This is a genomic window from Streptomyces sp. NPDC059455 (assembly GCF_042750115.1).
GTDB lineage: Bacteria > Actinomycetota > Actinomycetes > Streptomycetales > Streptomycetaceae > Streptomyces > Streptomyces endocoffeicus.
Genome location: NZ_JBHYVB010000014.1, coordinates 37,427 through 61,388, shown reverse-complemented (window position 1 = coordinate 61,388; position 23,962 = coordinate 37,427). Strand labels below are relative to the sequence as shown.

Genomic DNA, 23,962 nt, shown 5'->3' with positions numbered 1-23,962 from the left:
CCCGAAGAGACCAGCTCGCGCAACCGGGAGGCATGAGTTGCCCGCAGACACCGGCCACGGGGGCAGCGGTCCGCAGGATCGCGTCCCCCCGGGCGGCGGCCCACGAGACGGCGGCCACGGCGACCGTGGCCGCGGGGTGCCGCGCACCCTCGCCGATGAGCTGCGCACCCGGCCCGACGACGCCCTCGCCGCCCTGCTGCGCGCCCGCCCCGATCTGCTCTCCCCGGTCCCGAACGACCTCACCCAGCTCGCCACCCGCGCGGGCACCCGCGCCTCGGTGGTACGAGCCGTGGAGCGTCTCGACCGATTCGCGCAACAGACCGCCGAGGCCCTGGCCATCGCGCCCGACCCGTGCTCGTACGAGACCCTGCGGGACCTGCTGACGGGCGACGAGGGCCCGGAGCCGGAGGAGGCCGGGGACAACAGGGGCAACGGGGACTCACGAGACTCGAAGGAGACCGGGGACAACGGGGACAGCGGGGACTCACGAGACTCGAAGGAGACCGGGGACAACAGGGGCAACGGGGACTCACGAGACTCGAAGGAGACCGGGGACAACGGGGACAGCGGGGACTCCCAAGGCTCGGAGGAACTCGGGGGTCCCGGAGGCGCCGGGACGACCACCGCGGGCATCGGCGCCCCGCTGCGCGCCGAGGAACGCGCCGCGATCGTCGCCGAGTTGCCGCGGGCCGTGGCCACGCTGCGCGAGCAGGCCCTGATCTGGGGTGGGGACGATCGGCTCCGGCTCGTCCGGACCGCTCGGGAGCTGCTCGCGCCCTCGCCCACCTCACCCTCCCCGACCGGGCTCGGCCCGACCGTGCAGGAGGCCACGTCCGGGATGTCGCCGGGGCGGCTTCAGGAGCTGCTGGCGGCGGCCGGGCAGTCGCCCACCCACGATCCCGTCACGGCGGCGGCGGCCCTGGCCGAGCTGTTCCGGGACCGCGCCCGGATGGCGGCGCTGCTCGACGGGGCACCGGCGGGCGCGGCGGGCGTGCTGGCCAAGCTGACCTGGGGGCCGCCGTACGGGGAGGCGTCCGTCGCCTCGCCCACCCCGCCCATCGGCTGGCTGCTGGACCACGGGCTGCTGCTGCCGTCCGGCCCGCGCAATGTCGTACTGCCCCGCGAGGCCGCCCTGCATCTGCGCCACGGCCGCGCACACCGCGCCCCCGAGCCGTTCGCTCCGCCGCTCTCGCCCACCGTCGAGCACGATCCACAGGTTGTGGACAACACCGCGGCGGGCCAGACGTTCACCGCCCTGGCCACCGTCGAAGAGCTCCTGGGGCAGTGGGAGACCGCCGGGCCGCCCGTCCTGCGCGCGGGCGGGCTGAGCGTCCGCGACCTCAAGCGAACCGCCGTGGCAATCGACGTGTCAGAACCGGTGGCCGCCTTCTGGATCGAGCTGGCCTACGCGGCCGGGCTGGTGGCCTCCGACGGCGAGACCGACGAGCGCTACGCCCCCACCCCCGCCTACGACGACTGGCTGCGGCTGCCCGCCGAGGAGCGCTGGGCGCGGCTCGCCGCGGCTTGGCTGCCCGCGACCCGTACGTCGGGCCTGGTCGGTGGCCGGGACAGCAGAGGCCGCACCCTCGCCGCGCTCGGCCCGGAACTCGACCGCTCCCCGGCCCCCGAGGTCCGCCGCCGGGTCCTGGAACTCCTGGCCGCCCTCCCGCACGGTGCCGCGGCCGCCCGCGACGTCCTGCTGGCCCGGCTGCGGTGGGAGCGGCCGACCGGCCACCGCGGGGCCCCGGCCCCCACCGCGGGCGCCCCCGGTGCGGCCACCCCTTCCGGGTCCGCCCCCGGGGCCGCATCGTCCGCCGCCGGGGCCACATCGTCCGCCGCCACCTGGTCTTCCGCGGCCGTCCCCGGAACCGCCTCCACCGCCGCCTCGCCCACCGGCGCCCCGCCCACCGGCGAGGACCTGCGCTCGCGGCTGGCCCGCTGGACCGTCGCCGAGGCCGAAATGCTCGGGGTCACCGGCCGGGGCGCGCTCTCCGCCCACGGCCGCGCCTTGCTGGAACGCCACCCGGACGAGCCGACGGCCGCCGAGAGCGACCTCGCGTCCGCGCAGGCCGCGCGGCTGCTAGCGCCGCTGCTTCCCGAGCCCCTCGACCACGTCCTGCTCCAGGCCGACCTGACCGCCGTCGCGCCCGGCCCGCTGGAACGGCCGCTCGCCGAGACGCTGGGCATCCTCGCCGATGTCGAGTCCAAGGGCGGCGCGACCGTCTACCGCTTCACGCCCGAGTCCGTACGGCGCGCACTCGACGCCGGACGGACCGCCGACGATGTGCACACCTTCCTCGCCGCGCACTCCCGCACCCCGGTGCCCCAGCCGCTCGCCTACCTCGTGGACGACGTGGCCCGTAAGCACGGCCGACTGCGCATCGGCGCCGCCTCCGCGTATCTGCGCTGCGACGACGACGCGCTGCTCGCCGAGATCCTCGCCGACCGCCGTTCGGCGGGGATGCGGCTGCGCCGCCTCGCCCCCACCGTGCTGGCCGCCCAGGCGCCGCCGGACACCCTGCTGGAGGGGCTGCGGGCCATGGGATACGCCCCGGCCGCCGAATCCGCCGAGGGCGATGTGCTGATCAGCCGCGCCGAAGCCCAGCGCACCCCGCCCCGTAGGCCGCCCGTCCCGGTCCCTGAGGGCCCGCCGGTGCCCGACGCCACCCTGCTGGGCGCGGCGGTGCGCGCCATCCGTGCCGGGGACCTCGCCGCGACCGCGCCCCACAAACCGGTGGTCGCGGCCGAGGCAAGGCCGGAGACCGCTTCCGGCTCGCGGCCGGGGGCCAGGGCCGGATCCAGGTCCGGGGCCGGGGCCGGTTCCGGATCAAGGTCCGGGTCCGCCGCCGGTGGCGACCGGCTGCCCCGCACCACTTCCGCCGACACCCTCGCCACCATGCAGGCCGCCGCCCTGACCGGCTCCAACGTCTGGATCGGCTACGTCAACGCGAACGGCGCGGCCACCCAGCGCGTAATCGCCCCGGTCCGGGTCGAGGGCGGCTTCGTCACGGCGTACGACCACACGGCCGACGAGGTCCGTACGTACCCCCTGCACCGCATCACGGGCGCCGCCGAACTGGCCGAGGACGCCACGTAACACGCCCGGAGGGCGTCCGGTCCGGGGACGGGGTGGGGCCACGGCACACAGGGACAGCTCACGCCGCGGGCGGTGTCTCGATCCCTCGCCGGGTCCACCGGTGCCACCAGTGGCGGCGGCGCGGGTGCAGGGCGTGGCCGAGCCAGCGGCCGACCACGACATAGCCGAGCAATGCGCCCGACGTGTTGAGGATGACGTCGTCGATGTCGAAGGCCCGGCCCTCGACGATGAGCCCCTGAACGGTTTCGACGGCCACCATCACCAAAGCCGTCACCACGACCACCCGCACAGCGCCCCGCGCCTTGGGCACCAGCATCGGCAGCAGCACCCCGAAGGGCGCGCCGAGCAGCACATTGCCGCCGATCTGCTTCACCGTGTCCTGGAAGGCGGGCTGGTCGACGTAGGCGCGCAGCGAGCGTCCCGGATGCAGATTGGTGTGGACGAGGTCGACGGAGGCGGGCGAGGGCACGAGCGTGGCCTTGGCGAGCGCCGCCGCGAAGCCGACCATGCAGACGAACGCCAGGAGCAGCACCATCACCCGCGCGAAGCGCGCGCCGAACGAGGTGCGCTGCAGCAGCGCCTTCTCCGGGGCGCCCTGGGGTTCGGGGGTCTTGGTGGTCCGGCCCGTGGTGGGCTGGCCCTTCGCGGGCTGCGCCTTCGTGGACTGCGTCTTCGTGGACTGCGTCTTCGCGGACTGGGCCTTCGCGGTCGGCGACTTCGCGGCCCGGGCCTTCGCGGACTGCGCCTTCGCGGTCGGCGTCTCCGCAGCTGGCGACTTCGCGCTCTGCTTCTTCCCGGTCGCGGGCGCCTTCTTTTGACCGCCCGGCGCCTTGTTCTGACCGCCCGGCGCCTTCTTCTGGCCCTGTCCGCTCGCCCTCTTCCGGCCCCCCGCCGTCCGGGAACCCGCCTGCGGCTTCTTCTCCGCGGACTGCCTCTCCCCCGACCTCTTCTCCGTCGGCCTCTTCTCCGCCGGCCTCTTCTCCCCCGACCTCTTCTCCGCCGTCCGCTTTACCGTCGTCCGCTTGTCCGCCGTCCGCCGGATCTCCCATCCAGCGATGCTGATCACTGGGACTCCCTCCCGCCCAGGTAGCTCGGGCTCTGTTGTCGTGGCCCCGTCGATCCATATCCGTCTTCGCCGCTTGCCCGTAGCCGCCCGGAGTATCCCTGTGGCTCTCCGCCACGCCTTCTCGATGGGGGACACTGGTTCTTTGGCCGGCAGTACGAAAGGACCCAGGCGCGTGAATGGACCCCTCATCGTCCAAAGCGACAAGACGCTCCTGCTCGAGGTGGATCACGAGCAGGCGGGCGCCTGCCGCCGCGCCATCGCGCCCTTCGCCGAGTTGGAGCGAGCGCCCGAGCACATCCACACCTACCGGGTGACCCCGCTCGGGCTGTGGAACGCCCGCGCCGCCGGGCACGACGCCGAGCAGGTCGTGGACGCCCTCGTGGCGTACTCCCGCTACCCCGTCCCGCACGCCCTCCTCGTGGACGTCGCGGAGACCATGGCCCGCTACGGGCGGCTGCGGCTGCTCAAGCACCCCACCCACGGGCTGGTCCTGGAGACCAGCGACCGCCCGATCCTCGAGGAGATCCTGCGGTCGAAGAAGATCCAGCCGCTGGTCGGCGCACGGATCGACCCGGAGACGGTCGTCGTCCACCCCTCCGAGCGCGGCCAGATCAAGCAGACGCTGCTGAAGCTGGGCTGGCCCGCCGAGGACCTGGCCGGCTATGTGGACGGCGAGGCGCACCCCATCGAGCTGCGCGAGGACGGCTGGGCGCTGCGGCCGTATCAGACGCAGGCCGTGGAGGGCTTCTGGCATGGCGGCTCGGGCGTCGTCGTGCTGCCCTGCGGCGCCGGAAAGACGCTGGTCGGGGCGGGTGCGATGGCCACCGCCAAGTCGACCACGCTGATCCTGGTCACCAACACCGTCTCCGCCCGCCAGTGGAAGCACGAGCTGGTGCGCCGCACCTCGCTCACCGAGGAGGAGATCGGTGAGTACAGCGGTACGCGGAAGGAGATCCGCCCGATCACGATCGCCACGTACCAGGTGCTCACCACCAAGCGGAAGGGCATCTACCCGCACCTCGAGCTGTTCGACTCCCGCGACTGGGGCCTGATCGTCTACGACGAGGTGCATCTGCTGCCGGCGCCCGTCTTCAAGTTCACCGCCGATCTGCAGGCGCGGCGGCGGCTCGGGCTCACGGCGACGCTCGTCCGGGAGGACGGCCGGGAGTCCGATGTCTTCTCGCTCATCGGGCCGAAGCGCTTCGACGCCCCCTGGAAGGAGATCGAGGCGCAGGGCTACATCGCGCCCGCCGACTGTGTCGAGGTCCGGGTCAATCTGACCGAGGCCGAGCGGCTGACGTACGCGACAGCCGAGACCGACGAGAAGTACCGCTACTGCGCCACGACCGACTCCAAGCGGCGGATCACCGAGGCGCTGGTCGCCCGGCACAAGGGGCAGCAGACGCTGGTCATCGGGCAGTACATCGACCAGCTCGACGAGCTGGGCGAGCACCTGGACGCGCCCGTCATCAAGGGCGAGACCACCAACGCCCAGCGGGAGAAGCTCTTCGACGCCTTCCGGCAGGGCGAGCTGTCGGTGCTCGTCGTCTCGAAGGTCGCCAACTTCTCCATCGACCTCCCCGAGGCCACGGTCGCCATCCAGGTCTCCGGCACGTTCGGATCGCGCCAGGAGGAGGCCCAGCGGCTCGGCCGGGTGCTGCGCCCGAAGGCCGACGGCCACCCGGCGATCTTCTACTCGGTGGTCGCGCGCGACACGATCGATCAGGACTTCGCGGCGCACCGCCAGCGGTTCCTGGCCGAGCAGGGGTACGCGTACCGGATCGTGGACGCGAGCGAACTGCTCGCGGACGAGGACGTCTGACATTCGGGCCGTCGCCGTCGCGGTCGCCAATCACCGGTCACCCATGCCCTCATAACCCCATGACTTCTGTCATGAGGGACCGGTGACTGGCGGCTCTGCCCGGGGCGTTCCCCACCCGGAAGGATCGTGGGTGTCAGCAGGACCCGGCACCTTCAACCAGCGCGTGACCTTCCGCGCGCTGCGGCTCGCCTGACTGGCCGAGGGCGACCGCCCCGTCATAATTCATTCGCCTCCCCGACATGCCCTGGCTACAATCGCCGGTCTTGCCGCCTCCCGCGTTCCGAACGGGAGAGCCGCCGACCGGCCGGAAACCGGTGGGCATCTCGTATCGCGCGTCATGTACGTACCGCTACGTACCGCGCATCCGCTTTGTGCACTCGCTTTTGTGTACTCGCTCGCCGGAGGCTACGCCGTGCCCTCGCACGCCCCTGACCACCCAGACCCCCTCGCGCGGGAGCGCGCCCATCTGACCGCGTCCCGCGCCGCGCTGCGCGCCATGCGCGCCGACGTGGAGGCCCTCGACCTCCGGGACGTCGCCGCGAACTGGGTCAACGCCGAAGCGCTGCACCACCAGGTCAGCGAACGCATCAAGGCCCTCGCCGACCTCGCCGACACCCCGCTCTTCTTCGGCCGCCTCGACTATCTGCACGCGCCGGGCGCGGAGGTGGCGGAGGGCGCCGAAGGGGAACGCTTCTATATCGGCCGCCGCCATGTGCACGACGCGGATGGCGACCCCATGGTCATCGACTGGCGTGCCCCCGTCTCCCAGCCCTTCTACCAGGCGTCCAAGAAGGCGCCGATGGAAATCGGGCTGCGCCGCCGCTTCGGCTATACGGGCGGCGAGTTGACGGCGTACGAGGACGAACGGCTCTCCGACCCCACCACTGAGACATTTTCCGGCTCCGCCGGGGGGTCGCAGACCAGCAAGCTGCTCCAGTCCGAGATCGAGCGCCCGCGTGTCGGCCCCATGCGGGACATCGTCGCGACGATCCAGCCGGAGCAGGACGAGATCGTCCGCCAGGGGATCGGCGGCACCATCTGCGTCCAGGGGGCGCCAGGCACCGGTAAGACGGCCGTGGGGCTGCACCGGGTGGCGTATCTGCTGTACGCGCACCGCGAGCGGCTGGCCCGCTCCGGCACCCTGGTCATCGGCCCGAACCGCTCCTTCCTCCACTACATCGAGCAGGTCCTGCCCGCCCTGGGCGAGCTGCAGGTGGCCCAGGCGACCGTCGAGGACCTGGTGACCCGGCCGTCCCTGGGCGCGGTGACGCGGGGCACCGACTCCGCCGACGCGGCCCGTATCAAGGGCGACGCCCGGCTGGCCGAGGTGCTGCGCCGCGCCCTGCGCTCGTACGTCACCCGGCCCACCGAGCCGTGCGTCGTGGTGCGCGGCTCACGCCGCTGGCGGGTGCCCGCGTACGAACTGGAGGAGATCGTCGAGGAGTTGCTCACCCGCGACATCCGCTACGGCGCGGCCCGCGAGGCGCTTCCGCGGCGCATCGCGCACGCCGTGCTGGTCCGGATGGAACAGGCGGGCGAGGCACCCGACGACCGGGTCCAGGACACGGTGGCCCGTAACCCCGCCGTGAAGGCGGCCGTCAAGGCGATCTGGCCACCGGTCGACCCGGCCAAGCTGGTGCTGCGGCTACTCTCCGACGCCGACTTCCTGGCCGAGCACGCGGAGGGCGTCCTCGACGCCGACGAGCAGAAGACCATCCTGTGGGCGAAGCCGTCGCGCGGGGTGAAGTCCGCGAAGTGGTCCCCGGCGGACCTGGTGCTGATCGACGAGGCCGCCGATCTCATCGAGCGCACCCCGTCCCTCGGCCATGTGGTCCTGGACGAGGCGCAGGACCTCTCCCCCATGCAGTACCGCGCGGTCGGCCGCCGCTGCAGCACCGGCTCGGCGACCGTGCTCGGCGACATCGCCCAGGGCACCACCCCGTGGGCGACGGCCAGCTGGGAGGAGGCCCTGATCCACCTGGGCAAGGAGGGGGCGGGGATCGAGGAGCTGACCCAGGGCTTCCGGGTGCCGCGCGAGGTGATCGCGTACGCCTCCCGGCTGCTGCCCGCGATCGCCCCCGGCCTGTCGGAGGCCACCTCGATCCGCGAGGCGGCGGGCGACTTCTCCGTACGGGCCGTGGGTTCCGCGGAACTGGACGCGGCCGTGATCACCGCCTGCCACGAGGCCCTCAGGCACGAGGGCTCGATCGGGCTGATCGCGGCCGACGCCCGCATCCCGGCCCTGGCCCAGGCCCTCGACGCGGCGGGCCTGACCCACCTCACCCCCGGCGAGGAGACCAGCGCGGAATCCCGCCTCACCCTCGTCCCGGCGACGCTGGCCAAGGGTCTGGAGTACGACTACGTGGTCCTGGACGAACCGGCCGCGGTGGTCGACGGCGAACCCGACGAACGCACGGGGCTGCGCCGCCTGTACGTGGCCCTGACGCGTGCGGTGTCGGGGCTGACGGTGGTCCACGGCGCACCCCTGCCGGAGCGGCTGAGCTGAGCTGAGCCGACCTGACCTGACCGTTATGCCTCGGCTTCAGCGATCTGCTGCTCGTATCGCTTGAGGGCGTCCGGGGTGACGGGCGCGAAGAAGTTGACGAGATTGCCGTCGGGGTCCCTGAACAGCAGCGAACGGTTGCCCCAGGGCTGCGTGGTGGGCTCGTTCACGATCTCGACGTCGAACTCCTTGAGCCTCTCGTACTCACCGTCGACATCGGCGACGCGGAACTCCACGATCACGCTCTGGTTCGCCGCGGGCCGCGGCGCCCGCTCACCGAGCACCCGCACCGTGCGGGTGCTCGCAAGGGCGAGGGTTCCGCTCGATGTCATGAGCTCGGCGAAGTCGTCCGTATACCGCTTCGCCGTCAGGCCCGTGGCCCGCTCGTAGAAGTCGACGATCCGGGCGACGTCCTCGGTGATGATGCGGATCGAGGCGAAGTGCATGGCAAGCTCCCGTGAGGTGTTGTGTGCCGTGCGGATGACCGTACGGTCGATACCGGGCAGAAGCCGCCCGGTATCGAACCCCGTTTTCTGGGCTCGGTGTGCGGGCCCAGCACCCAGCCCAGCAGGAGCTTGTCGGCACAGCCGCCGCGCGGCACGCCCTCAGCACCGCGCGGCCCGCCTCAGCACCGCGCAGCCCGCCCTCAGCACCGCGCGGCCCGCTCTCAGGCGACCGGAACGGGCGCGTCCAGGGCCGTACGCCACTGACCGACCGCGGCGGCGGCCACCGGGCCCGACCAGCCGTCCGGGCGGGCCGCGCCGCCAATGTGGAAGGCGTTGATCCCGGCGGCCCGCAGGGCGGGCAGGTGGTCGAGGCGCAGCCCGCCGCCCGCCATGATGCGCGCTTCGTAGCCCGGGGTACCGGCCCGCTCGGCCTCGGCGACCAGGGTCGGCAGACCGTCGTCCACGCCGCGCGCCGACCCGGCGGTGAGATACGTGTCGAGGCCGGGGATGTCGGCGAGCCGCTTGCGCAGGCCGTCGCGATCGGCGGCGCGGTCGATGGCCCGATGGAAGGTCCAGCGGCTCCCGTCCACGCCGCCGCCCGCGCCCACGACCTCGGTCAGCGCGGTCACGGCGGCCAGGTCGACCCCGCCGTCGTCGGTCAGGAAGCCCAGGACGAACTCGTCCGCCCCCTCCGAGTGCAGCGCGGCGGCGGTCTCGCACAGCGCGTCGAACGCGTTTCCGGTCGCGAAGCCGTCCGACGCGCGGAGCATCACCCGCACCGGCAGATCGACGGCCGAACGAACGGCGGCGAAGGTCTCACGGGATGGGGTGAGCCCGTCGGCGGCCATGTCGGTGACCAGTTCGAGGCGGTCCGCCCCTCCGGCCTGTGCGGCGATCGCGTCCGCAGGAGTCAGGGCGATCACCTCGAGCAATGGTCTAGACATGCAGGACAGCTTGCCACACCGCACAAGAGGGCAAACCGCTACCCCACAATTGGCCCATGCCCATGCCCATGCCCATGCCCATGCCCGCACCCGCACCCGCCCGTCATCCGGCCCATGACGCGCTGCAAACCGCTACCCCACAATTGGCTCATGCCCGCACCCGCACCCACCCGCCATCCAGCCCATGACGCGCTGCTCACCCGCTGGACGGACCTCCTCACCAGCGCCCGCGACGCCACGAACCCGTCTCCCGTTCCCTACGGCGAAGACCTCCTGACCCGCTGGGCCGAACCCCAGCGCCGCTACCACACCACCGATCATCTGCTCGCGGTCCTGGACCGGGTGGACGAACTGCTCCCCCACGTCCAGGCCCCCGACCCCGCCGCGATCCGCCTCGCCGCCTGGTTCCACGACGCCGTCTACCTCCCCGACCGCTCCACCAACGAGGAACGCAGCGCCCGCCTCGCCGAACGCGCCCTCCCGGAAGCCGGCGTCCCGGACCCCCGCGTGGCCGAAACCGTCCGCCTCGTCCTCCTCACCCGCGACCACGACCCCGCCGACGGCGACACCAACGGCGAAGTCCTCTGCGACGCCGACCTCGCCGTCCTGGCGGGCTCCCCCGAGGACTACGGCACCTACGCGGCCGCGGTCCGCGAGGAGTACGGATTCGTCCCCGACGACGCCTTCCGCGAGGGCCGCGCGAACGTCCTCCGCCACCTGCTGGGCCTGCCCCGCCTCTTCCGCACGCCCATCGGCCACGACCGCTGGGAGGCCGCCGCCCGCCACAACATGGCCACTGAGCTGGAGCTGCTCGGTGCGTAACATGTGCCGTTCGCGGCTCTAAAGTTGACGGACCATCCGCGCACGCCAGGGGGGCAGCATGGACGACAACGCAGTACACCTCGATGACCAGGCACTCCCCTTCTGGGTCGAGGTGACCGAGGACAGCGACGACGACTCGATGGGCATTCTCGGCGGAGGCAACCCCGAACTGCGCATGGTCCCGCTCGGCCCACTGCGCAAGAACCTCGCCGCGACCGTCGACGCCCTCCACCAAGTCTTCGCCGACGTCGCCGCCCGCGGCGGCCCCCTCCCGCTCGCGGAGGCCTAACTGTCCTTCCAGGTCACCGCGAGCGGCGGCGTCCAGCTCATAGGCACCGGCCAGATACAGAGCAATCGAGGGCTCACCCTCACCTTCAAGCGCCCCTGAGGCCGCGCGGCGCACCATGACCACACGACACAAGGCGCTGCTCATCGGCGCGAGCGACTACGACGAGCCGGGCATCCGCTCGCTCCCGTTCGTCCGCGACGACCTCGCACGGCTGTCTGCGACCCTCACCGAACGGGGCTTCCACTCGGCAGAGGTCGCGGAGCACCGGCGCGGCATCACGCTCAACTTCGTCAAGGACCAGGTCAGCCGCTTCCTACGGGAGGCCAAGCGGGACGACACGCTGTGGATCCTGCTCAGCGGGCACGGCCAGCACTACGAGGGCATCGACCATCTGATCCCCGAGGACGCCAGCTTCCACGTCCACCCCTTCGCCTCCAGCTGCGTCCCCCTCGACTGGGGCAAGGAGCTCAACGAGACTCGACATCAGCTCCTTGAGAACTCACACTCTCGCGGGAGCGCGCTCAGCCCTCCCGATCCCCCAGGACCACCTGTACACCCCACCCAACTGACCGGTCTTACGACGGCGCAGATCACCGATGGTCTGTCCCGGCTCGGTCTCGGCGTGGAGCCAATTCCGGAAGACCTCGCGGCCGACATCGCCATGGAGGATGAGCTCCACGCAACCCTTAGCCCGGACACCATCACGACAGCCGACCCACCCCCGGACCGCACGAACCCCGCCAGGCGCATCTCTCTCCCCGCCCTCGCCTCCGTCGCCATGAGGAACCGCGTCTCCTTCCGCGAGGCTGCCCAAACCGCGACACGGCTGGGCATGTCTCACGAGGCGGAGGACTGGTTCGGGTGAGGGCGCGGGGGATCAGGCTGCGCGAAACTCGCCACGTATGAGGCTCAATATGAACGACGACCAGCCTGCTGCCGAGACGATCAGCCCCGGGTCGTGGGGGTTCTTGGAGTCGCGGACCGGGATGACGCCGTGGGTCTGGGCGAAGGTGCGGGAGAACTCGACGCACTGGCCGCCACTGCCGTCGCTGTAGGAAGACCTGGCCCATTGGGCAGCCGTGAGATCCAAGTCGGCGCTCATTCGCGGTACTCCTTCGACACGGTCCTGATCAGGCTCAGTGATCGATCCGGGGACAGCGCATGCGCCCTGAGCAGATCATAGTCATCCAGGGCCGAGGCGACCGTCTGTGCGGAGTCGTGCATCCTCCCTCCTACCCGGGTCTCGGTGTAGAGCGCCGTGGGAGCATCCGTGAAGCGCAACAAGGTGAAGGGCTTCGCGTGTGCGGCGGGAGCGCCTGCCGAGAACGGCATGACCTGAAGCTTGACGTGTGGTGACTCGGCTGCCGTCAACAAGTACTCAAGCTGCCCGGTCATGACGTCGGCGCCGCCAACCACCGTTCGCAGGCACGCTTCGTGCAAGATCACCCAGAGGAGCGGCGGAGTCTCCAGCTCGAAAACCTCGCGCCGACTCAGACGCGCTGCGACCTTGCCCTCGATCACCTCGGCTTCTTCCCGCGGATGGGATGACCGGAAGATGGCCCGCGCGTAGTCCTTCGTCTGAAGGATGCCGATCACGAGGTTCGCCGAGTAGTCCAGCACCCGTGACGCCTTGCGTTCCAGGTTGAGATACGGGGTGAACCACGAGGGATGGTCGCCCTCGTCAATTCTCCGGAGCATGTCCGCGAACAGGTGGCCCGTGCCGAACGCGGTGTCGCAGCCTTTCGCGAACTTATCGCTGGGTCTGGGCAGAGCTTCCCGGCCTCCACCCTGCTGACGTACGCCTCCGAGTAGCCGGCCGCCTGGCCCAGGCGCTTCTGCGTGAGCTTGCGAGCGAGACGGACCTGTTTGACGTCACGGCCGAAGCGCTGGAGCGGGTTCAAGTGAGCGGGTGGGGTGGTCTCGTCCAATGCTGTGACCTCTCGCTATGTGATCAGGGCCAGCATCGCTGCAGGTCACCGACTTGCAAGCTGCCGTTCAAGGCGTCTCATTCTATTGGCATCCGCGTTATCTGCGTAACCAATTGACTACGTGCGGTGCCCATCTCGGCGCCGCCAGAAACAGCTGAGCGGAGCTGATGACATGAACGGTCTACGCCTCTTGCCATGGTCCAGCCCGGAGGGAAAGCCCTGCTATCTGGCGACGGACAACGGCAACAGCCGATTGAGCCGGAAGGCAGACGAGGTCGAGGCGCTCCAACTCGCCATGGGCGCCCAACTACTCGCCCATGCTCGGGCCATGCTCGACGAGGACAAGGCGAGCGGCGGTGAACTCCGCTTTCTGGCCCGGCGGCTGGCCGAGGCGTTGACTGACGTGTTGCGCGTCGCCGAGAGCAGGGGTGGACGGCTCCTTGTCCATGGCGAACAGGGCACCGACGAGCGGAACCGAACCGATCAGTGACGGTAGTCATGGGGCCGGTTGGTGTACATGTGACCGGTGGGGGCGGTCCAGGTGGTGGTGCCGGCTCGGGAGTCGCGCTTCACCGACCAGCCGGGGTGGTGGGTCTTCATGCGGTGGTGGCGTCTGCACAGCGCCCCGAGGTTCTCCGGGACCGTCTGGCCGCCCTCCGCCCGGTCGTGGTGGTTGAACGGCTCGATATGGTCCAGGTCGCAACGGTGGGCGGGCATGCGGCAGGTCGGGAAGGTGCAGTAGGCGTCGCGGGCGATGACATGCCGCTCGGTTTCGGCGGTGGGTTTGTAGGTGGTGGGGTCGGTCTTGATCAGCATCCCGGTCTTCGGCTCGATGATCAGGCGGTGCCAGACCGTGCCCTTGGCGAAGGCGACCCTTCGGGCCTGCCCTGCGGTGATCGGGCCGTAGCCCTTGAGCTGGGCCGGGTCGTCGCTGTCGCCGATCAGGACGTCCAAGGGAACGGTGACCTGGACGACCGCCGCTGAGCGGCCACCTGCGGTCGGCCCACTTGTGATCGGCCCGCTTGTGGTCGGGCCACCTGTGGTCGGGCCACCTGTGGTCGGCCCACTTGTGGTCGTCCCACTTGTGGTCGTCCCACTTGTGGTCGGGCCACCTGTGGTCGGGCCACCTGTGATCGAGCCACCCGGGCCCGACCTGTCCGGGGCCGGCCTGCTCGGGGTTGGCTCGCCCAGGGCCGGTTCGCCTGAAGCCCGCACACCTGAAGTCGCCGCACCCGGGTCGGTGCGGTTGAGCACCAGGTCAACCAGGGCGTCGACCCGCTTCTGCTCCAGGGTGCGGCCCTCGTCGGGCAGGGTGGCGGCGTGGGCGTCCACAGCGGCGTTCATGGCCGCGGCCTGCTCGGCCGGGAGGGTGGCGCCCCAGAGCGCCATACCGTCGTCCTTCGGATAGTGGACCATCTGCCGCTCGCGCTTACGGGCCTGGTGGCGCTGCTCGGCGCCGTGCGGATCGGCTCGTAGGATCTCGCGGGCCAGAGCGCGGCGGGTCTGGCCGGTGGCCATGCCTGGCATCTTCTCCACCAAGGCGGCCTCGACCTGCCCCGCCACCTCCGGGTCCAGGACTGCGCATGCCTCGGTGACGGCTGCTGCCTGCATGTAGCAGATCTCTCCGCGCTCCAGCATCCCCAGCGTGGTGGGGTAGTGCCGGTCGAGCTCGCGGGCGACCTCCAGACGCTTTGCGGCCGTCGTGCCTGACAGCTTCAGCGCACAGGCCACTTCCTCGCAGGTGAAGTTCCAGGCGGCCTCCGCGTCGCGATCCCGTACGGCCGCCGGAAGCTCCGCCTCGGCGTCCGCTTCCAACGCGGCCAGGATCTGGGCCTGGTGCGCCTGAATCCACCCCGTATGACGCTCCAGAGCTTTCAGTGCGTCGATCCGGCCGGTGCGGGACAGCTTCTCCGCGTCCAGGACCGGCAGTACAGACGCGGTCTCCGGTCCCGGGGCCGCTGTTGCCAGATAGGCGGCCCATTCATCCGGTGCGCCCGGGCCGTTCAGTTCGCTGGTTGTCTCCTCCGTCACGTCGATCACCCCCCGTGATCTCCTCAACCCGCCTCCCCCAGCGGGTTCACATCTCCATCCTTCCTCACTCAGCGTGACGACACCAGGCCACAACCGTCAGTCCACACCATCGAGTGAACGTTCGAGAAACGCACATCCCGGTGTTCCGCGCAGGAATGCCGACGTCGTTCCACGAGGTTGAGCATGGCATGCCCTCCTCCTCCCCAGCGGATTCCGCTCGCTCCCGCATGCCCCTGGCGGTCTACGTCCTCGGGCTGTCCGTGTTCGCACTCGGTACCTCCGAGTTCATGCTGTCCGGGCTGCTGCAACCCGTCGCGCGGGACATGGGGGTGTCGATCCCCACGGCCGGTCTGCTGATATCGGCGTTCGCGATCGGGATGGTGGTCGGGGCGCCGGCGCTGGCGGCGGCCACGTTGCGGTTGCCGCGGCGGACCACGCTGATGGCGCTGCTGGCGGTGTTCGGGCTCGGGCAGATCGCGGGGGCGGTGGCGCCGTCGTACGGGGTGCTCTTCGCGTCCCGGGTGGTGAGCGCGCTCGCGTGTGCCGGGTTCTGGGCCGTGGGCGCCGCGGTGGCCGTGTCGCTGGTGCCGGTGAACGCGCGGGCCAAGGCGATGGCGGTGATGGTCGGCGGGCTGAGCATCGCGAACATCGCCGGGGTCCCGGCCGGGGCGTTCCTCGGGCAGCACGCGGGATGGCGGGCCGCCTTCTGGGCGGTGGCCGGGCTGTCGGTGCTCGGGCTGGTCGGGGTCGTCGCGCTCGTACCGCGTACGGAGGTGCCGACCGGGGACGACCAGCCGCGGCTGCGGACCGAGTTGCGCATCTACCGCGACCGGCAGGTGTGGCTGGCACTGGCCGCCACCGCGCTGAGCGGTGGCGCGGTCTTCTGCCTGTTCTCCTACCTCGGGCCGCTGCTGACGGATGTGGCGGGGCTGGACGAGGGCTGGGTGCCGACCGTGCTCGCGCTGTTCGGGGTCGGCGCGCTGCTGGGTACGGTGATCGGCGGGCGGATCGCGGACGCGCATCTGTTCGGCACGATGTTCTGGGGCATCGTCGCCTCGACGGTCGTGCTGAGCGCGCTGGCGCTCACCGCGCACAGCGCGGTCGCGGCCGTGAGCCTGGCGCTGATGCTCGGCTTCACCGCCTTCTTCACCGCGCCCGCGCTCAACGCCCGGATGTTCAACCTCGCCAACGCCGCGCCCACGCTCGCGGGCGCGACGAACACCTCCGCCTTCAACATCGGCAACACGGTGGGCCCGTGGCTCGGCGGCCTCGTCATCGACGCGGGCTGGGGCTACCCGGCCGTGGCCTGGACGGGCGCGGCCCTCGCCGGTACGGGCGCGGCGACGACGGTCGCCGCGATGCGCGTGCACCGCACGACGGCCGCCTCGCGCGTCATCGCCACGTCGGCCTCCCCGGCGGGTACGGAAGCGGCGTACGGCGCGGCCCCCGACCCTTCGCGCCCGGCGCGCTGAACAGACCCCGCCCCGGTCAGTCCGCGTTCGCGGCCCGCTTGGGGCGGCGGAGGCCCGCCGCCTTGAGGCGGCGGAGGAGTTCCTTGCTGCCGACCTCCTCCGCGCCCGCCCGTACCGCCTTCGCGTACAGCTCGCTCGGCACGTCGTAGTGGTCGCGGTCGAAGCCTCGGCGCGGGGCGCCGATGCGGGCGGCGAAGGCGTGGAGTTCGGCGTACGAGACATCGCTGACGAGGTGGGACCACAGGCGGCCGTGGCCCGGCCACGAGGGCGGGTCGATCAGAACGGCCATCAGAGGGTGGTGCCCAGCGATCCCACGGGCGCCACCGCGACCGCCGTCTTGCCACAGACCCAGTGCGGGTCGGGGCCCAACTCGGGCTCCACGTCGAGGGCGTGGAGGTCGCCGCCCTGGGTGCAGACGGGGCACAGCGGCCAGCGGCCGTATCGTTCCAGCAGGGCGTCCTGGACGTCCTGGGCGACCAGACCGGCCACGTACGCGACGCCTTCCGGCCACTGCTCGACCCACCACCGCCGGTGCGCGATCGCGTCTTCGACCAGCGAGACGATGTCGGCGCGGGCGACCTCCCCCGCCGCGAGGTCGGCCAGGACGAGAGCGCGGGCCGCGTGCAGTGCCTGTTCGAGCTTCATGGGTCCCATTGTCACCTTTGCTTCCTCCTGGCGCCTGTTCGCTTCGTCCGCTGTTCGCTTCGTCTGCGGGCCCGGTCCGTACTGGTCCGTACTGGTCCGTAAGGGCTGCCCCGCGCCTGTTCGTTTCGTCCACGGTCACGGTCCGCTCCGGCTCGCCTCGGCTCGCCCCGCGCCTGTTCGCTTCCTCCACGGTTCCCGGCCGCCCCGGCTGCCCCGTCCACCCCGTCCGCCCCGTCCGCCCCGTCCGCCCCGCGCCTGCTCGCCGACTCGCCGCGTCGTCGTCCGGAGGGTTGACGGGCACCGTGGCCGGAAATAGTTTTCGCTGGTGAGTAGCGACCTGAAGGAAACTTTCATGCCTCCTCCACAGCCCGACTCCACACCGCAGCCCGACCCCACGCCTTCCACACCGCCCACACCGCCCGCCCCACCCGCCCCGGCCGCCCTCGCCGCCAAGGTCCGCACGTTAGCTCCCTCCATGACCCGCTCCATGCACCGCGTCGCCGAAGCCGTGGCGGGCGATCCGGCCGGTTGCGCGGCGCTCACCGTCACCGGGCTCGCCGAGCGGACCGGCACCAGTGAGGCCACCGTCGTCCGCACCTCCCGGCTGCTCGGCTACCCCGGATACCGGGATCTGCGCCTCGCGCTCGCCGCGCTCGCCGCACAGCAGGCCGCCGGCCGGGCCCCGGCCGTCACGGCGGACATCGCGGTCGACGATCCGATCGCCGACGTGGTCACCAAGCTGGCGCGGGAGGAGCAGCAGTGTCTCGCCGACACCGCCGCCGGGCTGGACACCAGCCAGGTCGAGGCGGCCGTCTCGGCGCTGGCCGCCGCCCGCCGGATCGATGTGTACGGGGTCGGGGCGTCCAGCCTGGTCGGCCAGGACCTGGTCCAGAAGCTGCTGCGCATCGGGCTGATAGCCCACGCCCACGCCGATCCGCACCTCGCGGTCACCAACGCGGTCCAGCTGCATTCCGGTGACGTCGCCATCGCGATCACCCACTCCGGGCGTACGACGGACGTCATCGAGCCGCTGCGGGTGGCCTTCGAGCACGGGGCGACCACCGTCGCGATCACCGGACGGCCGAACGGCGAGGTCGCGCAGTACGCGGACCTGGTGCTCACCACCTCCACCGCCCGCGAGAGCGAGCTGCGCCCGGCGGCCATGTCCAGCCGGACCAGCCAGCTGCTGGTGGTGGACTGCCTGTTCATAGGGGTCGCCCAGCGGACCTACGAATCGGCGGCGCCCGCGCTCTCCGCGTCGTACGAGGCGCTCGCGCACCGCCACGATCCGCGTCCCGGGCACCGCTGAGCCCCGCCGGTCCCGGGCACCGCGGGCACCGCTGAGCCCCGCCGGTCCCGCCCGCCGGTCCCGCTGGCCCCGCCGGTCCCGCCCTCGCGCTTCCACCCCCGATACCGGTCACTGTTCCGCCCGGTGACCGCCCTTCCAAGTCACCGTCACCCCCACCCTCACGCTGACGTACCGGAAAGAGCCGCTTCGCCATGACTACCGCCGACTCCGCACGGCTCCGCGCCCAGCTCGACACCCTGACCACCGAGGCGTTCCGCCCCGAACTCGCCGAGATCGACCGGCTCGAAACCCTCGAGATCGCCCGGATCATGAACGCGGAGGACGCCGCCGTCCCCGCCGCCGTCGCCGGTCAGCTCCCCCGTATCGCCGCCGCCATCGACGCCATCGCCGTACGGATGTCCCGTGGCGGCCGCCTCCTCTATACGGGCGCGGGCACCGCCGGACGGCTCGGGGTGCTCGACGCGAGCGAGTGCCCGCCCACCTTCAACACCCGGCCCGAGCAGGTCGTCGGAGTGATCGCGGGCGGCCCGGACGCCGTGGTGACCTCGGTCGAGGGTGCGGAGGACAGCGCGGAGCTGGCCGCCCGGGACCTCGACCGGCTCGGCATCGGCCCCGACGACACCGTGGTCGGCGTCTCGGCCTCCGGCCGCACCCCGTACGCCGTGGGCGCGGTCGAGCACGGCCGGCGGCGCGGCGCGCTCACCGTCGGGCTGTCCTGCAACGCCGGGTCGGTGCTCGCCGCCGCGGCCGACCACGGCATCGAGATCATCGTGGGGCCGGAGCTGCTCACCGGCTCGACCCGGCTGAAGGCGGGCACGGCCCAGAAGCTGGTGCTCAACATGATCTCGACCATCACCATGATCCGGCTGGGCAAGACCTTCGGGAATCTGATGGTCGATGTGCGCGCCTCCAACGACAAGCTGCGCGCCCGTTCGCGGAGGATCGTCTTCCTGGCGACCGGCGCCTCCGACGAGCGGATCGAGAGCGCGCTGGCGGCCACGGACGGCGAGGTGAAGAACGCGATCCTCACCATCCTGGGCGGGGTGGACGCCCCGACCGCCGAGAAGCTCCTCGCCGAGGCGCACGGCCATCTGCGCGCCGCCCTGGAGGCGGCCACGGGGTGACGCCCTGGAGGCGGCCACGGGTGAGCCCGGGACTGGGCCCGGATACGCACGGGCCCCGTATCCGTACGGGCCCGCATCCGCACCAGCCCGCATCCGCACGGGCCCACATCCGCACCAGCCCGCATCCGCACGGGCCCGGATACGCCGTCGGGGCGGCACCCCTGGGAGAGGGTGCCGCCCCGACGTTGGACGGTACGACCGACCGGCGAACGAACGCGCCGAATCGATCAGAAGTCCATGTCACCGCCCGGCATACCGCCCGGAGCGCCCGCCGGGGCGGCCTTCTCCGGCTTGTCAGCGATGACGGCCTCGGTGGTGAGGAACAGCGCGGCGATCGACGCGGCGTTCTGCAGCGCGGAGCGCGTGACCTTGGCCGGGTCGATGATGCCCTCGGCGATCAGGTCCACGTACTCACCGGTCGCGGCGTTGAGGCCGTGACCCGGGGTCAGGTTGCGCACCTTCTCGACCACGACGCCGCCCTCGAGACCGGCGTTGACCGCGATCTGCTTCAGCGGGGCCTCCAGGGCCAGGCGCACAGCCTGGGCACCGGTGGCCTCGTCGCCCTCGAGCTCCAGCTTCTCGAAGACCGAGACGGTCTGGAGCAGGGCCACGCCACCACCGGCGACGATGCCCTCCTCGACGGCGGCCTTGGCGTTGCGCACCGCGTCCTCGATGCGGTGCTTGCGCTCCTTGAGCTCGACCTCGGTGGCGGCACCGGCCTTGATGACGGCCACGCCGCCGGCCAGCTTCGCCAGGCGCTCCTGGAGCTTCTCGCGGTCGTAGTCCGAGTCCGAGGACTCGATCTCGGCGCGGATCTGGTTGACGCGGCCCTGCACCTGCTCGGTGTCGCCGGCACCGTCCACGATCGTGGTCTCGTCCTTGGTGACCGTGATCTTGCGGGCACGGCCGAGCAGGTCGAGACCGGCGTTCTCCAGCTTGAGGCCGACCTCCTCGGAGATGACGGTGCCACCGGTAAGGATGGCGATGTCACCGAGCATGGCCTTACGGCGGTCACCGAAGCCCGGGGCCTTGACGGCGACGGACTTGAAGGTGCCACGGATCTTGTTGACGACCAGGGTCGCCAGGGCCTCGCCCTCGACGTCCTCGGCGATGATCAGCAGCGGCTTGCCCGACTGCATGACCTTCTCGAGCAGCGGGAGGAGGTCCTTCACGCTGCTGATCTTGGAGTTGACGATCAGGATGTACGGGTCGTCGAGCGACGCCTCCATACGCTCCATGTCCGTCGCGAAGTACGGGGAGATGTAGCCCTTGTCGAAGCGCATGCCCTCGGTGAGCTCGAGCTCGAGCCCGAAGGTCTGCGACTCCTCGACGGTGATGACACCTTCCTTGCCGACCTTGTCCATCGCCTCGGCGATGAGCTCACCGATCTGGGTGTCGGCGGCGGAGATGGAGGCGGTGGAGGCGATCTGCTCCTTGGTCTCCACGTCCTTGGCCTGCTCGAGCAGCTGGGCGGAGACGGCCTCGACGGCCTTCTCGATACCGCGCTTGAGCGCCATCGGGTTGGCACCCGCGGCGACGTTGCGGAGGCCCTCCTTGACCAGCGCCTGGGCCAGGACGGTCGCGGTCGTCGTGCCGTCACCGGCGACGTCGTCCGTCTTCTTCGCGACCTCCTTGACCAGCTCGGCGCCGATCTTCTCGTACGCGTCCTCGAGCTCGATCTCCTTGGCGATGGATACACCATCGTTGGTGATCGTGGGGGCGCCCCACTTCTTCTCGAGGACGACGTTACGGCCCTTGGGGCCGAGGGTGACCTTGACGGCGTCGGCGAGCTGGTTCATCCCGCGCTCGAGGCCGCGCCGCGCCTCCTCGTCGAACGCGATGATCTTGGCCATGTGAAGTGGTCCTCCCAGAGACGGGGTGGATTGCTCCGGACCGCGCTGGCGCCCGCGACGGACGGCCTGCCTGCCTCACGGTTCCTTGCCCCGCATGGCCATGGCGGGCCTCACCGACCCGGTCCTTCTGTCACTCTCAACGTCAGAGTGCTAACGCCAATGATTAGCACTCGGGCCATTCGAGTGCAAGCGCCCGAAGGGCGTCCTTGAGGGGAGATGGTCGGGCGACGGGTGGGCGCAAGCGCCCGAAGGTGGTCCTCAAGGGGTGGCGGCCGGGCGACGGGTGGGCGCAAGCGCCCGAAGGTGGTCCGGAGGACGGGGGGGGGAGGGTCCGGGCATGCCGAAGGGCCCGTATCCTGTTCGGGACACGGACCCTTCGGACTTCTTCGTTTCAGCTGCGTCGCGTCGGCGCGTCAGCCTACGGCCACGCGGACCATGTCGGCCTGCGGGCCCTTCTGACCCTGCGAGATCTCGAACTCGACCCGCTGGCCTTCCTCGAGGGTGCGGTACCCGTCCATCTGGATCGCGCTGTAGTGGACGAACACGTCCGCACCACCGTCGACCGCGATGAAGCCGTACCCCTTCTCCGCGTTGAACCACTTGACGGTGCCCTGAGCCATTCCTAACTCCCCTATTGCTGGCCCTTGCGCAGGACCGCACTCCGCGGACCCGGGTCAGACCTCACCCCCCGGATGTGGGGGGTGTGCGCCGGAACGCGTCGACCGCCGCTGAATGTATCCGTCCCAACGCCCTCTGCAACAGGTCAATCGGACGAGAATTCTGGGCACGGCCGAACGGTTAAAAGTGAGAAATTATGTGAAGTTCGGGTAAGCCGGGCGGGACATAGGGAACCAACCCGACAATTCGCGCTCACACTTTACGCACAACTTGACGAGTTCTCATATGTGGCTCCGACCCCGGAACCGTCGGGGAATCCGGGCAACTGTATCGCGATTCCACACACGGAATCGCCCCGTCCGGTTATCCCCGGACGGGGCGATGTCAAAGGTGAGAAGGGGGACGCGGGGTCAGCAGCCGCCCGCGACCGCCGGGATGATCGAGATCCCGGCGCCGTCCGGGGTCGCCGTGGCCAGGCCGTCGGCGAAGCGAACGTCGTCGTCGTTGACGTAGACGTTGACGAAGCGGCGGAGCTTGCCGGTGTCGTCCAGGACGCGGGCCGAGATGCCCGCGTGGTTCTTCTCCAGGTCCGCCAGGACCTCGGCGAGGGTCGCGCCCTCGGCCGGGACCTCGGCCTGGCCGCCGGTGTAGGTGCGGAGGATGGTCGGGATTCGGACGTTGACGCTCATGCGAGGCCAGCCTCTCGGAACGAGTCAAGGGTGGGGCGGATGATGGCAGAGGGACCCGTGGTGGGGGCAACCGCGTCGAGGGTCTTGAGGCCGTCGCCGGTGTTGAGCACGACGGTCGTCAGGGACGGGTCGAGCAGACCGTCCTCGATCAGCTTCTTGGTCACGCCGACGGTCACGCCGCCCGCTGTCTCCGCGAAGATCCCCTCGGTGCGGGCCAGCAGCTTGATGGCGTCGACGATCTGCTCGTCGTTCACGTCCTCCACCGCGCCGCCCGTACGGCGGGCGATGTCCAGGACGTACGGGCCGTCCGCGGGGTTGCCGATCGCCAGCGACTTGGCGATGGTCCGCGGCTTCTGCGGCCGGACGACGTCGTGGCCGGCCTTGAAGGCGGCGGAGACCGGGGAGCAGCCCTCGGCCTGGGCGCCGAAGATCTTGTAGGGCCTGTCCTCGACCAGACCGATCGCGATCAGCTCCTTCAGCCCCTTGTCGATCTTGGTGAGCTGGGAGCCCGAGGCGATCGGGACGACGATCTGGTCCGGCAGCCGCCAGCCGAGCTGCTCGCAGATCTCGTACGCCAGGGTCTTGGAGCCCTCGCCGTAGTACGGCCGCAGATTGACGTTGACGAAGCCCCAGCCCTCGCCCGCCGGGTCGCCGATCAGCTCGCTGCAGAAGCGGTTGACGTCGTCGTAGGTGCCCTCGATGCCGACCAGCTCACCGCCGTAGACGGCGGCCATGACGACCTTGCCCGCCTCCAGGTCGTGCGGGATGAAGACGCAGGAGCGGAAGCCCGCGCGGGCGGCCGCGGCGCCCACCGCGCCGGCGAGGTTACCGGTGGAGGAGCAGGAGAGGGTGGTGAAGCCGAAGGTGCGGGCGGCCTGGACGGCGATGGCGACGACCCGGTCCTTGAAGGAGTGGGTCGGGTTCCCGGAGTCGTCCTTGATGTGCAGCTCACCGGTGACGCCGAGCTCACGGGCGAGGTTGTCGGCCTTGACCAGCTGGGTGAAGCCGGGGTTCAGGCTCGGCAGATCCGCCACGTCCGCCGGGACGGGCAACAGCGGGGCGTAGCGCCAGATGCTGTTCGGACCGGCCTCGATCCGCCGACGGAGCCCCTCCGGGTCGCCGGCCGGAAGCTCGTACGCGACCTCGAGGGGCCCGAAACAGGCCTCACACGCGAAGATCGGACCCAGCTCGAACCGCTCACCGCACTCCCGGCAGGACAATGCGATGGCGGGGCCGAAGGCACCGGAGGCGGAGGGAGTGGTTGAGCTTTCTACTGACTGCACAGCCATGGATGGCGAGGCCCT

General features: G+C 71.1%; 21 protein-coding genes and 1 pseudogene. 10 read left to right on the top strand and 12 right to left on the bottom strand.

Annotated features, from left to right (window positions below; all coding sequences use genetic code 11):
- The first annotated feature begins 160 nt into the window (after positions 1–160).
- The gene (locus ACFXB5_RS07255) at positions 161–3,097 is read left to right on the top strand and encodes a helicase-associated domain-containing protein (protein ID WP_385203624.1); all 2,937 of its coding nucleotides are present in this window, start codon (positions 161–163) and stop codon (positions 3,095–3,097) included.
- A gap of 58 nt (positions 3,098–3,155) precedes the next feature.
- Here ACFXB5_RS07255 and ACFXB5_RS07250 read toward each other — a convergent pair whose 3' ends face one another.
- Entirely contained in the window at positions 3,156–4,163 is a 1,008-nt protein-coding gene (locus tag ACFXB5_RS07250) for a VanZ family protein (RefSeq protein WP_385203540.1), read from the bottom strand.
- 172 nt (positions 4,164–4,335) lie between these two features.
- Here ACFXB5_RS07250 and ACFXB5_RS07245 point away from each other — a divergent pair, with 172 nt between their 5' ends.
- Both ACFXB5_RS07245 and ACFXB5_RS07240 read left to right on the top strand, forming a co-directional pair.
- Positions 4,336–5,985: a DNA repair helicase XPB gene (locus tag ACFXB5_RS07245; RefSeq protein WP_385203538.1), complete on the top strand. Its 1,650-nt coding sequence runs from the start codon at positions 4,336–4,338 to the stop codon at positions 5,983–5,985.
- Between the two features lie 412 nt (positions 5,986–6,397).
- Positions 6,398–8,491 (top strand): HelD family protein, encoded by a 2,094-nt coding sequence (locus tag ACFXB5_RS07240; protein ID WP_385203621.1) that lies wholly within the window; start codon positions 6,398–6,400, stop codon positions 8,489–8,491.
- 23 nt (positions 8,492–8,514) lie between these two features.
- Here the strand turns inward: ACFXB5_RS07240 and ACFXB5_RS07235 are convergent, their stop codons facing one another.
- Complete coding sequence (locus ACFXB5_RS07235; RefSeq protein WP_385203535.1) at positions 8,515–8,934, bottom strand: VOC family protein; 420 nt, start codon at positions 8,932–8,934, stop codon at positions 8,515–8,517.
- 221 nt (positions 8,935–9,155) lie between these two features.
- Positions 9,156–9,878, bottom strand: coding sequence for a copper homeostasis protein CutC (locus tag ACFXB5_RS07230; RefSeq protein ID WP_385203532.1), 723 nt, complete (start codon positions 9,876–9,878; stop codon positions 9,156–9,158).
- Between the two features lie 150 nt (positions 9,879–10,028).
- Between ACFXB5_RS07230 and ACFXB5_RS07225 the strand changes: the two genes are divergently transcribed.
- The 3 genes from ACFXB5_RS07225 to ACFXB5_RS07215 all read left to right on the top strand — a co-directional run bounded on the left by ACFXB5_RS07225 (position 10,029) and on the right by ACFXB5_RS07215 (position 11,854).
- Positions 10,029–10,700: a hypothetical protein gene (locus ACFXB5_RS07225; protein ID WP_385203530.1), complete on the top strand. Its 672-nt coding sequence runs from the start codon at positions 10,029–10,031 to the stop codon at positions 10,698–10,700.
- Between the two features lie 58 nt (positions 10,701–10,758).
- Entirely contained in the window at positions 10,759–10,989 is a 231-nt protein-coding gene (locus tag ACFXB5_RS07220) for a hypothetical protein (RefSeq protein ID WP_385203527.1), read from the top strand.
- A gap of 115 nt (positions 10,990–11,104) precedes the next feature.
- On the top strand, positions 11,105–11,854 hold the full coding sequence (locus ACFXB5_RS07215; RefSeq protein WP_385203524.1) for a caspase family protein: 750 nt from the start codon (positions 11,105–11,107) through the stop codon (positions 11,852–11,854).
- Positions 11,855–11,866: 12 nt separating this feature from the next.
- Here the strand turns inward: ACFXB5_RS07215 and ACFXB5_RS07210 are convergent, their stop codons facing one another.
- Together ACFXB5_RS07210 and ACFXB5_RS07205 are read right to left on the bottom strand one after the other, a co-directional pair.
- The gene (locus ACFXB5_RS07210) at positions 11,867–12,091 is read right to left on the bottom strand and encodes a DUF397 domain-containing protein (protein WP_385203521.1); all 225 of its coding nucleotides are present in this window, start codon (positions 12,089–12,091) and stop codon (positions 11,867–11,869) included.
- Positions 12,088–12,917: pseudogene (locus ACFXB5_RS07205) on the bottom strand (Scr1 family TA system antitoxin-like transcriptional regulator). The gene ACFXB5_RS07210 and the pseudogene ACFXB5_RS07205 overlap by 4 nt, the downstream one beginning before the upstream one ends.
- A gap of 172 nt (positions 12,918–13,089) precedes the next feature.
- On the opposite strand from ACFXB5_RS07205, the gene ACFXB5_RS07200 reads away from it, so the two are divergent.
- Complete coding sequence (locus ACFXB5_RS07200; protein WP_385203519.1) at positions 13,090–13,407, top strand: hypothetical protein; 318 nt, start codon at positions 13,090–13,092, stop codon at positions 13,405–13,407.
- On the opposite strand, the gene ACFXB5_RS07195 is transcribed toward ACFXB5_RS07200, so the two are convergent.
- Positions 13,401–14,957 carry a DUF222 domain-containing protein gene (locus ACFXB5_RS07195; protein WP_385203516.1) on the bottom strand — a complete coding sequence of 519 codons (1,557 nt, stop codon included), beginning with the start codon at positions 14,955–14,957 and terminating at the stop codon, positions 13,401–13,403. The genes ACFXB5_RS07200 and ACFXB5_RS07195 overlap by 7 nt on opposite strands.
- 218 nt (positions 14,958–15,175) lie before the next feature.
- Between ACFXB5_RS07195 and ACFXB5_RS07190 the strand changes: the two genes are divergently transcribed.
- On the top strand, positions 15,176–16,420 hold the full coding sequence (locus ACFXB5_RS07190) for a Cmx/CmrA family chloramphenicol efflux MFS transporter (RefSeq protein ID WP_385203515.1): 1,245 nt from the start codon (positions 15,176–15,178) through the stop codon (positions 16,418–16,420).
- Between the two features lie 16 nt (positions 16,421–16,436).
- Here the strand turns inward: ACFXB5_RS07190 and ACFXB5_RS07185 are convergent, their stop codons facing one another.
- Together ACFXB5_RS07185 and ACFXB5_RS07180 are read right to left on the bottom strand one after the other, a co-directional pair.
- Positions 16,437–16,709, bottom strand: coding sequence for a DUF4031 domain-containing protein (locus tag ACFXB5_RS07185; RefSeq protein WP_256650257.1), 273 nt, complete (start codon positions 16,707–16,709; stop codon positions 16,437–16,439).
- Positions 16,709–17,065 (bottom strand): hypothetical protein, encoded by a 357-nt coding sequence (locus ACFXB5_RS07180; protein ID WP_020870494.1) that lies wholly within the window; start codon positions 17,063–17,065, stop codon positions 16,709–16,711. The genes ACFXB5_RS07185 and ACFXB5_RS07180 overlap by 1 nt, the downstream gene beginning before the upstream one ends.
- A gap of 325 nt (positions 17,066–17,390) precedes the next feature.
- Between ACFXB5_RS07180 and ACFXB5_RS07175 the strand changes: the two genes are divergently transcribed.
- Both ACFXB5_RS07175 and murQ read left to right on the top strand, forming a co-directional pair.
- Positions 17,391–18,374: a MurR/RpiR family transcriptional regulator gene (locus tag ACFXB5_RS07175; protein ID WP_385203512.1), complete on the top strand. Its 984-nt coding sequence runs from the start codon at positions 17,391–17,393 to the stop codon at positions 18,372–18,374.
- Positions 18,375–18,565: 191 nt separating this feature from the next.
- A complete protein-coding gene (gene murQ, locus ACFXB5_RS07170) occupies positions 18,566–19,498 on the top strand; it encodes an N-acetylmuramic acid 6-phosphate etherase (RefSeq protein WP_385203510.1) in 933 nt (310 codons plus the stop codon).
- A gap of 227 nt (positions 19,499–19,725) precedes the next feature.
- On the opposite strand, the gene groL is transcribed toward murQ, so the two are convergent.
- From groL to thrC, 4 genes are all read right to left on the bottom strand, one after another.
- A complete protein-coding gene (groL, locus tag ACFXB5_RS07165; RefSeq protein ID WP_020870491.1) occupies positions 19,726–21,351 on the bottom strand; it encodes a chaperonin GroEL in 1,626 nt (541 codons plus the stop codon).
- A gap of 413 nt (positions 21,352–21,764) precedes the next feature.
- The gene (locus tag ACFXB5_RS07160) at positions 21,765–21,971 is read right to left on the bottom strand and encodes a cold-shock protein (RefSeq protein WP_009716982.1); all 207 of its coding nucleotides are present in this window, start codon (positions 21,969–21,971) and stop codon (positions 21,765–21,767) included.
- A 408-nt stretch (positions 21,972–22,379) separates the two neighbouring features.
- A complete protein-coding gene (locus ACFXB5_RS07155; RefSeq protein WP_037960442.1) occupies positions 22,380–22,658 on the bottom strand; it encodes a MoaD/ThiS family protein in 279 nt (92 codons plus the stop codon).
- Positions 22,655–23,947 carry a threonine synthase gene (thrC, locus tag ACFXB5_RS07150; RefSeq protein ID WP_385203505.1) on the bottom strand — a complete coding sequence of 431 codons (1,293 nt, stop codon included), beginning with the start codon at positions 23,945–23,947 and terminating at the stop codon, positions 22,655–22,657. Before thrC ends, ACFXB5_RS07155 begins: the two co-directional genes overlap by 4 nt.
- Positions 23,948–23,962: the final 15 nt, after the last annotated feature.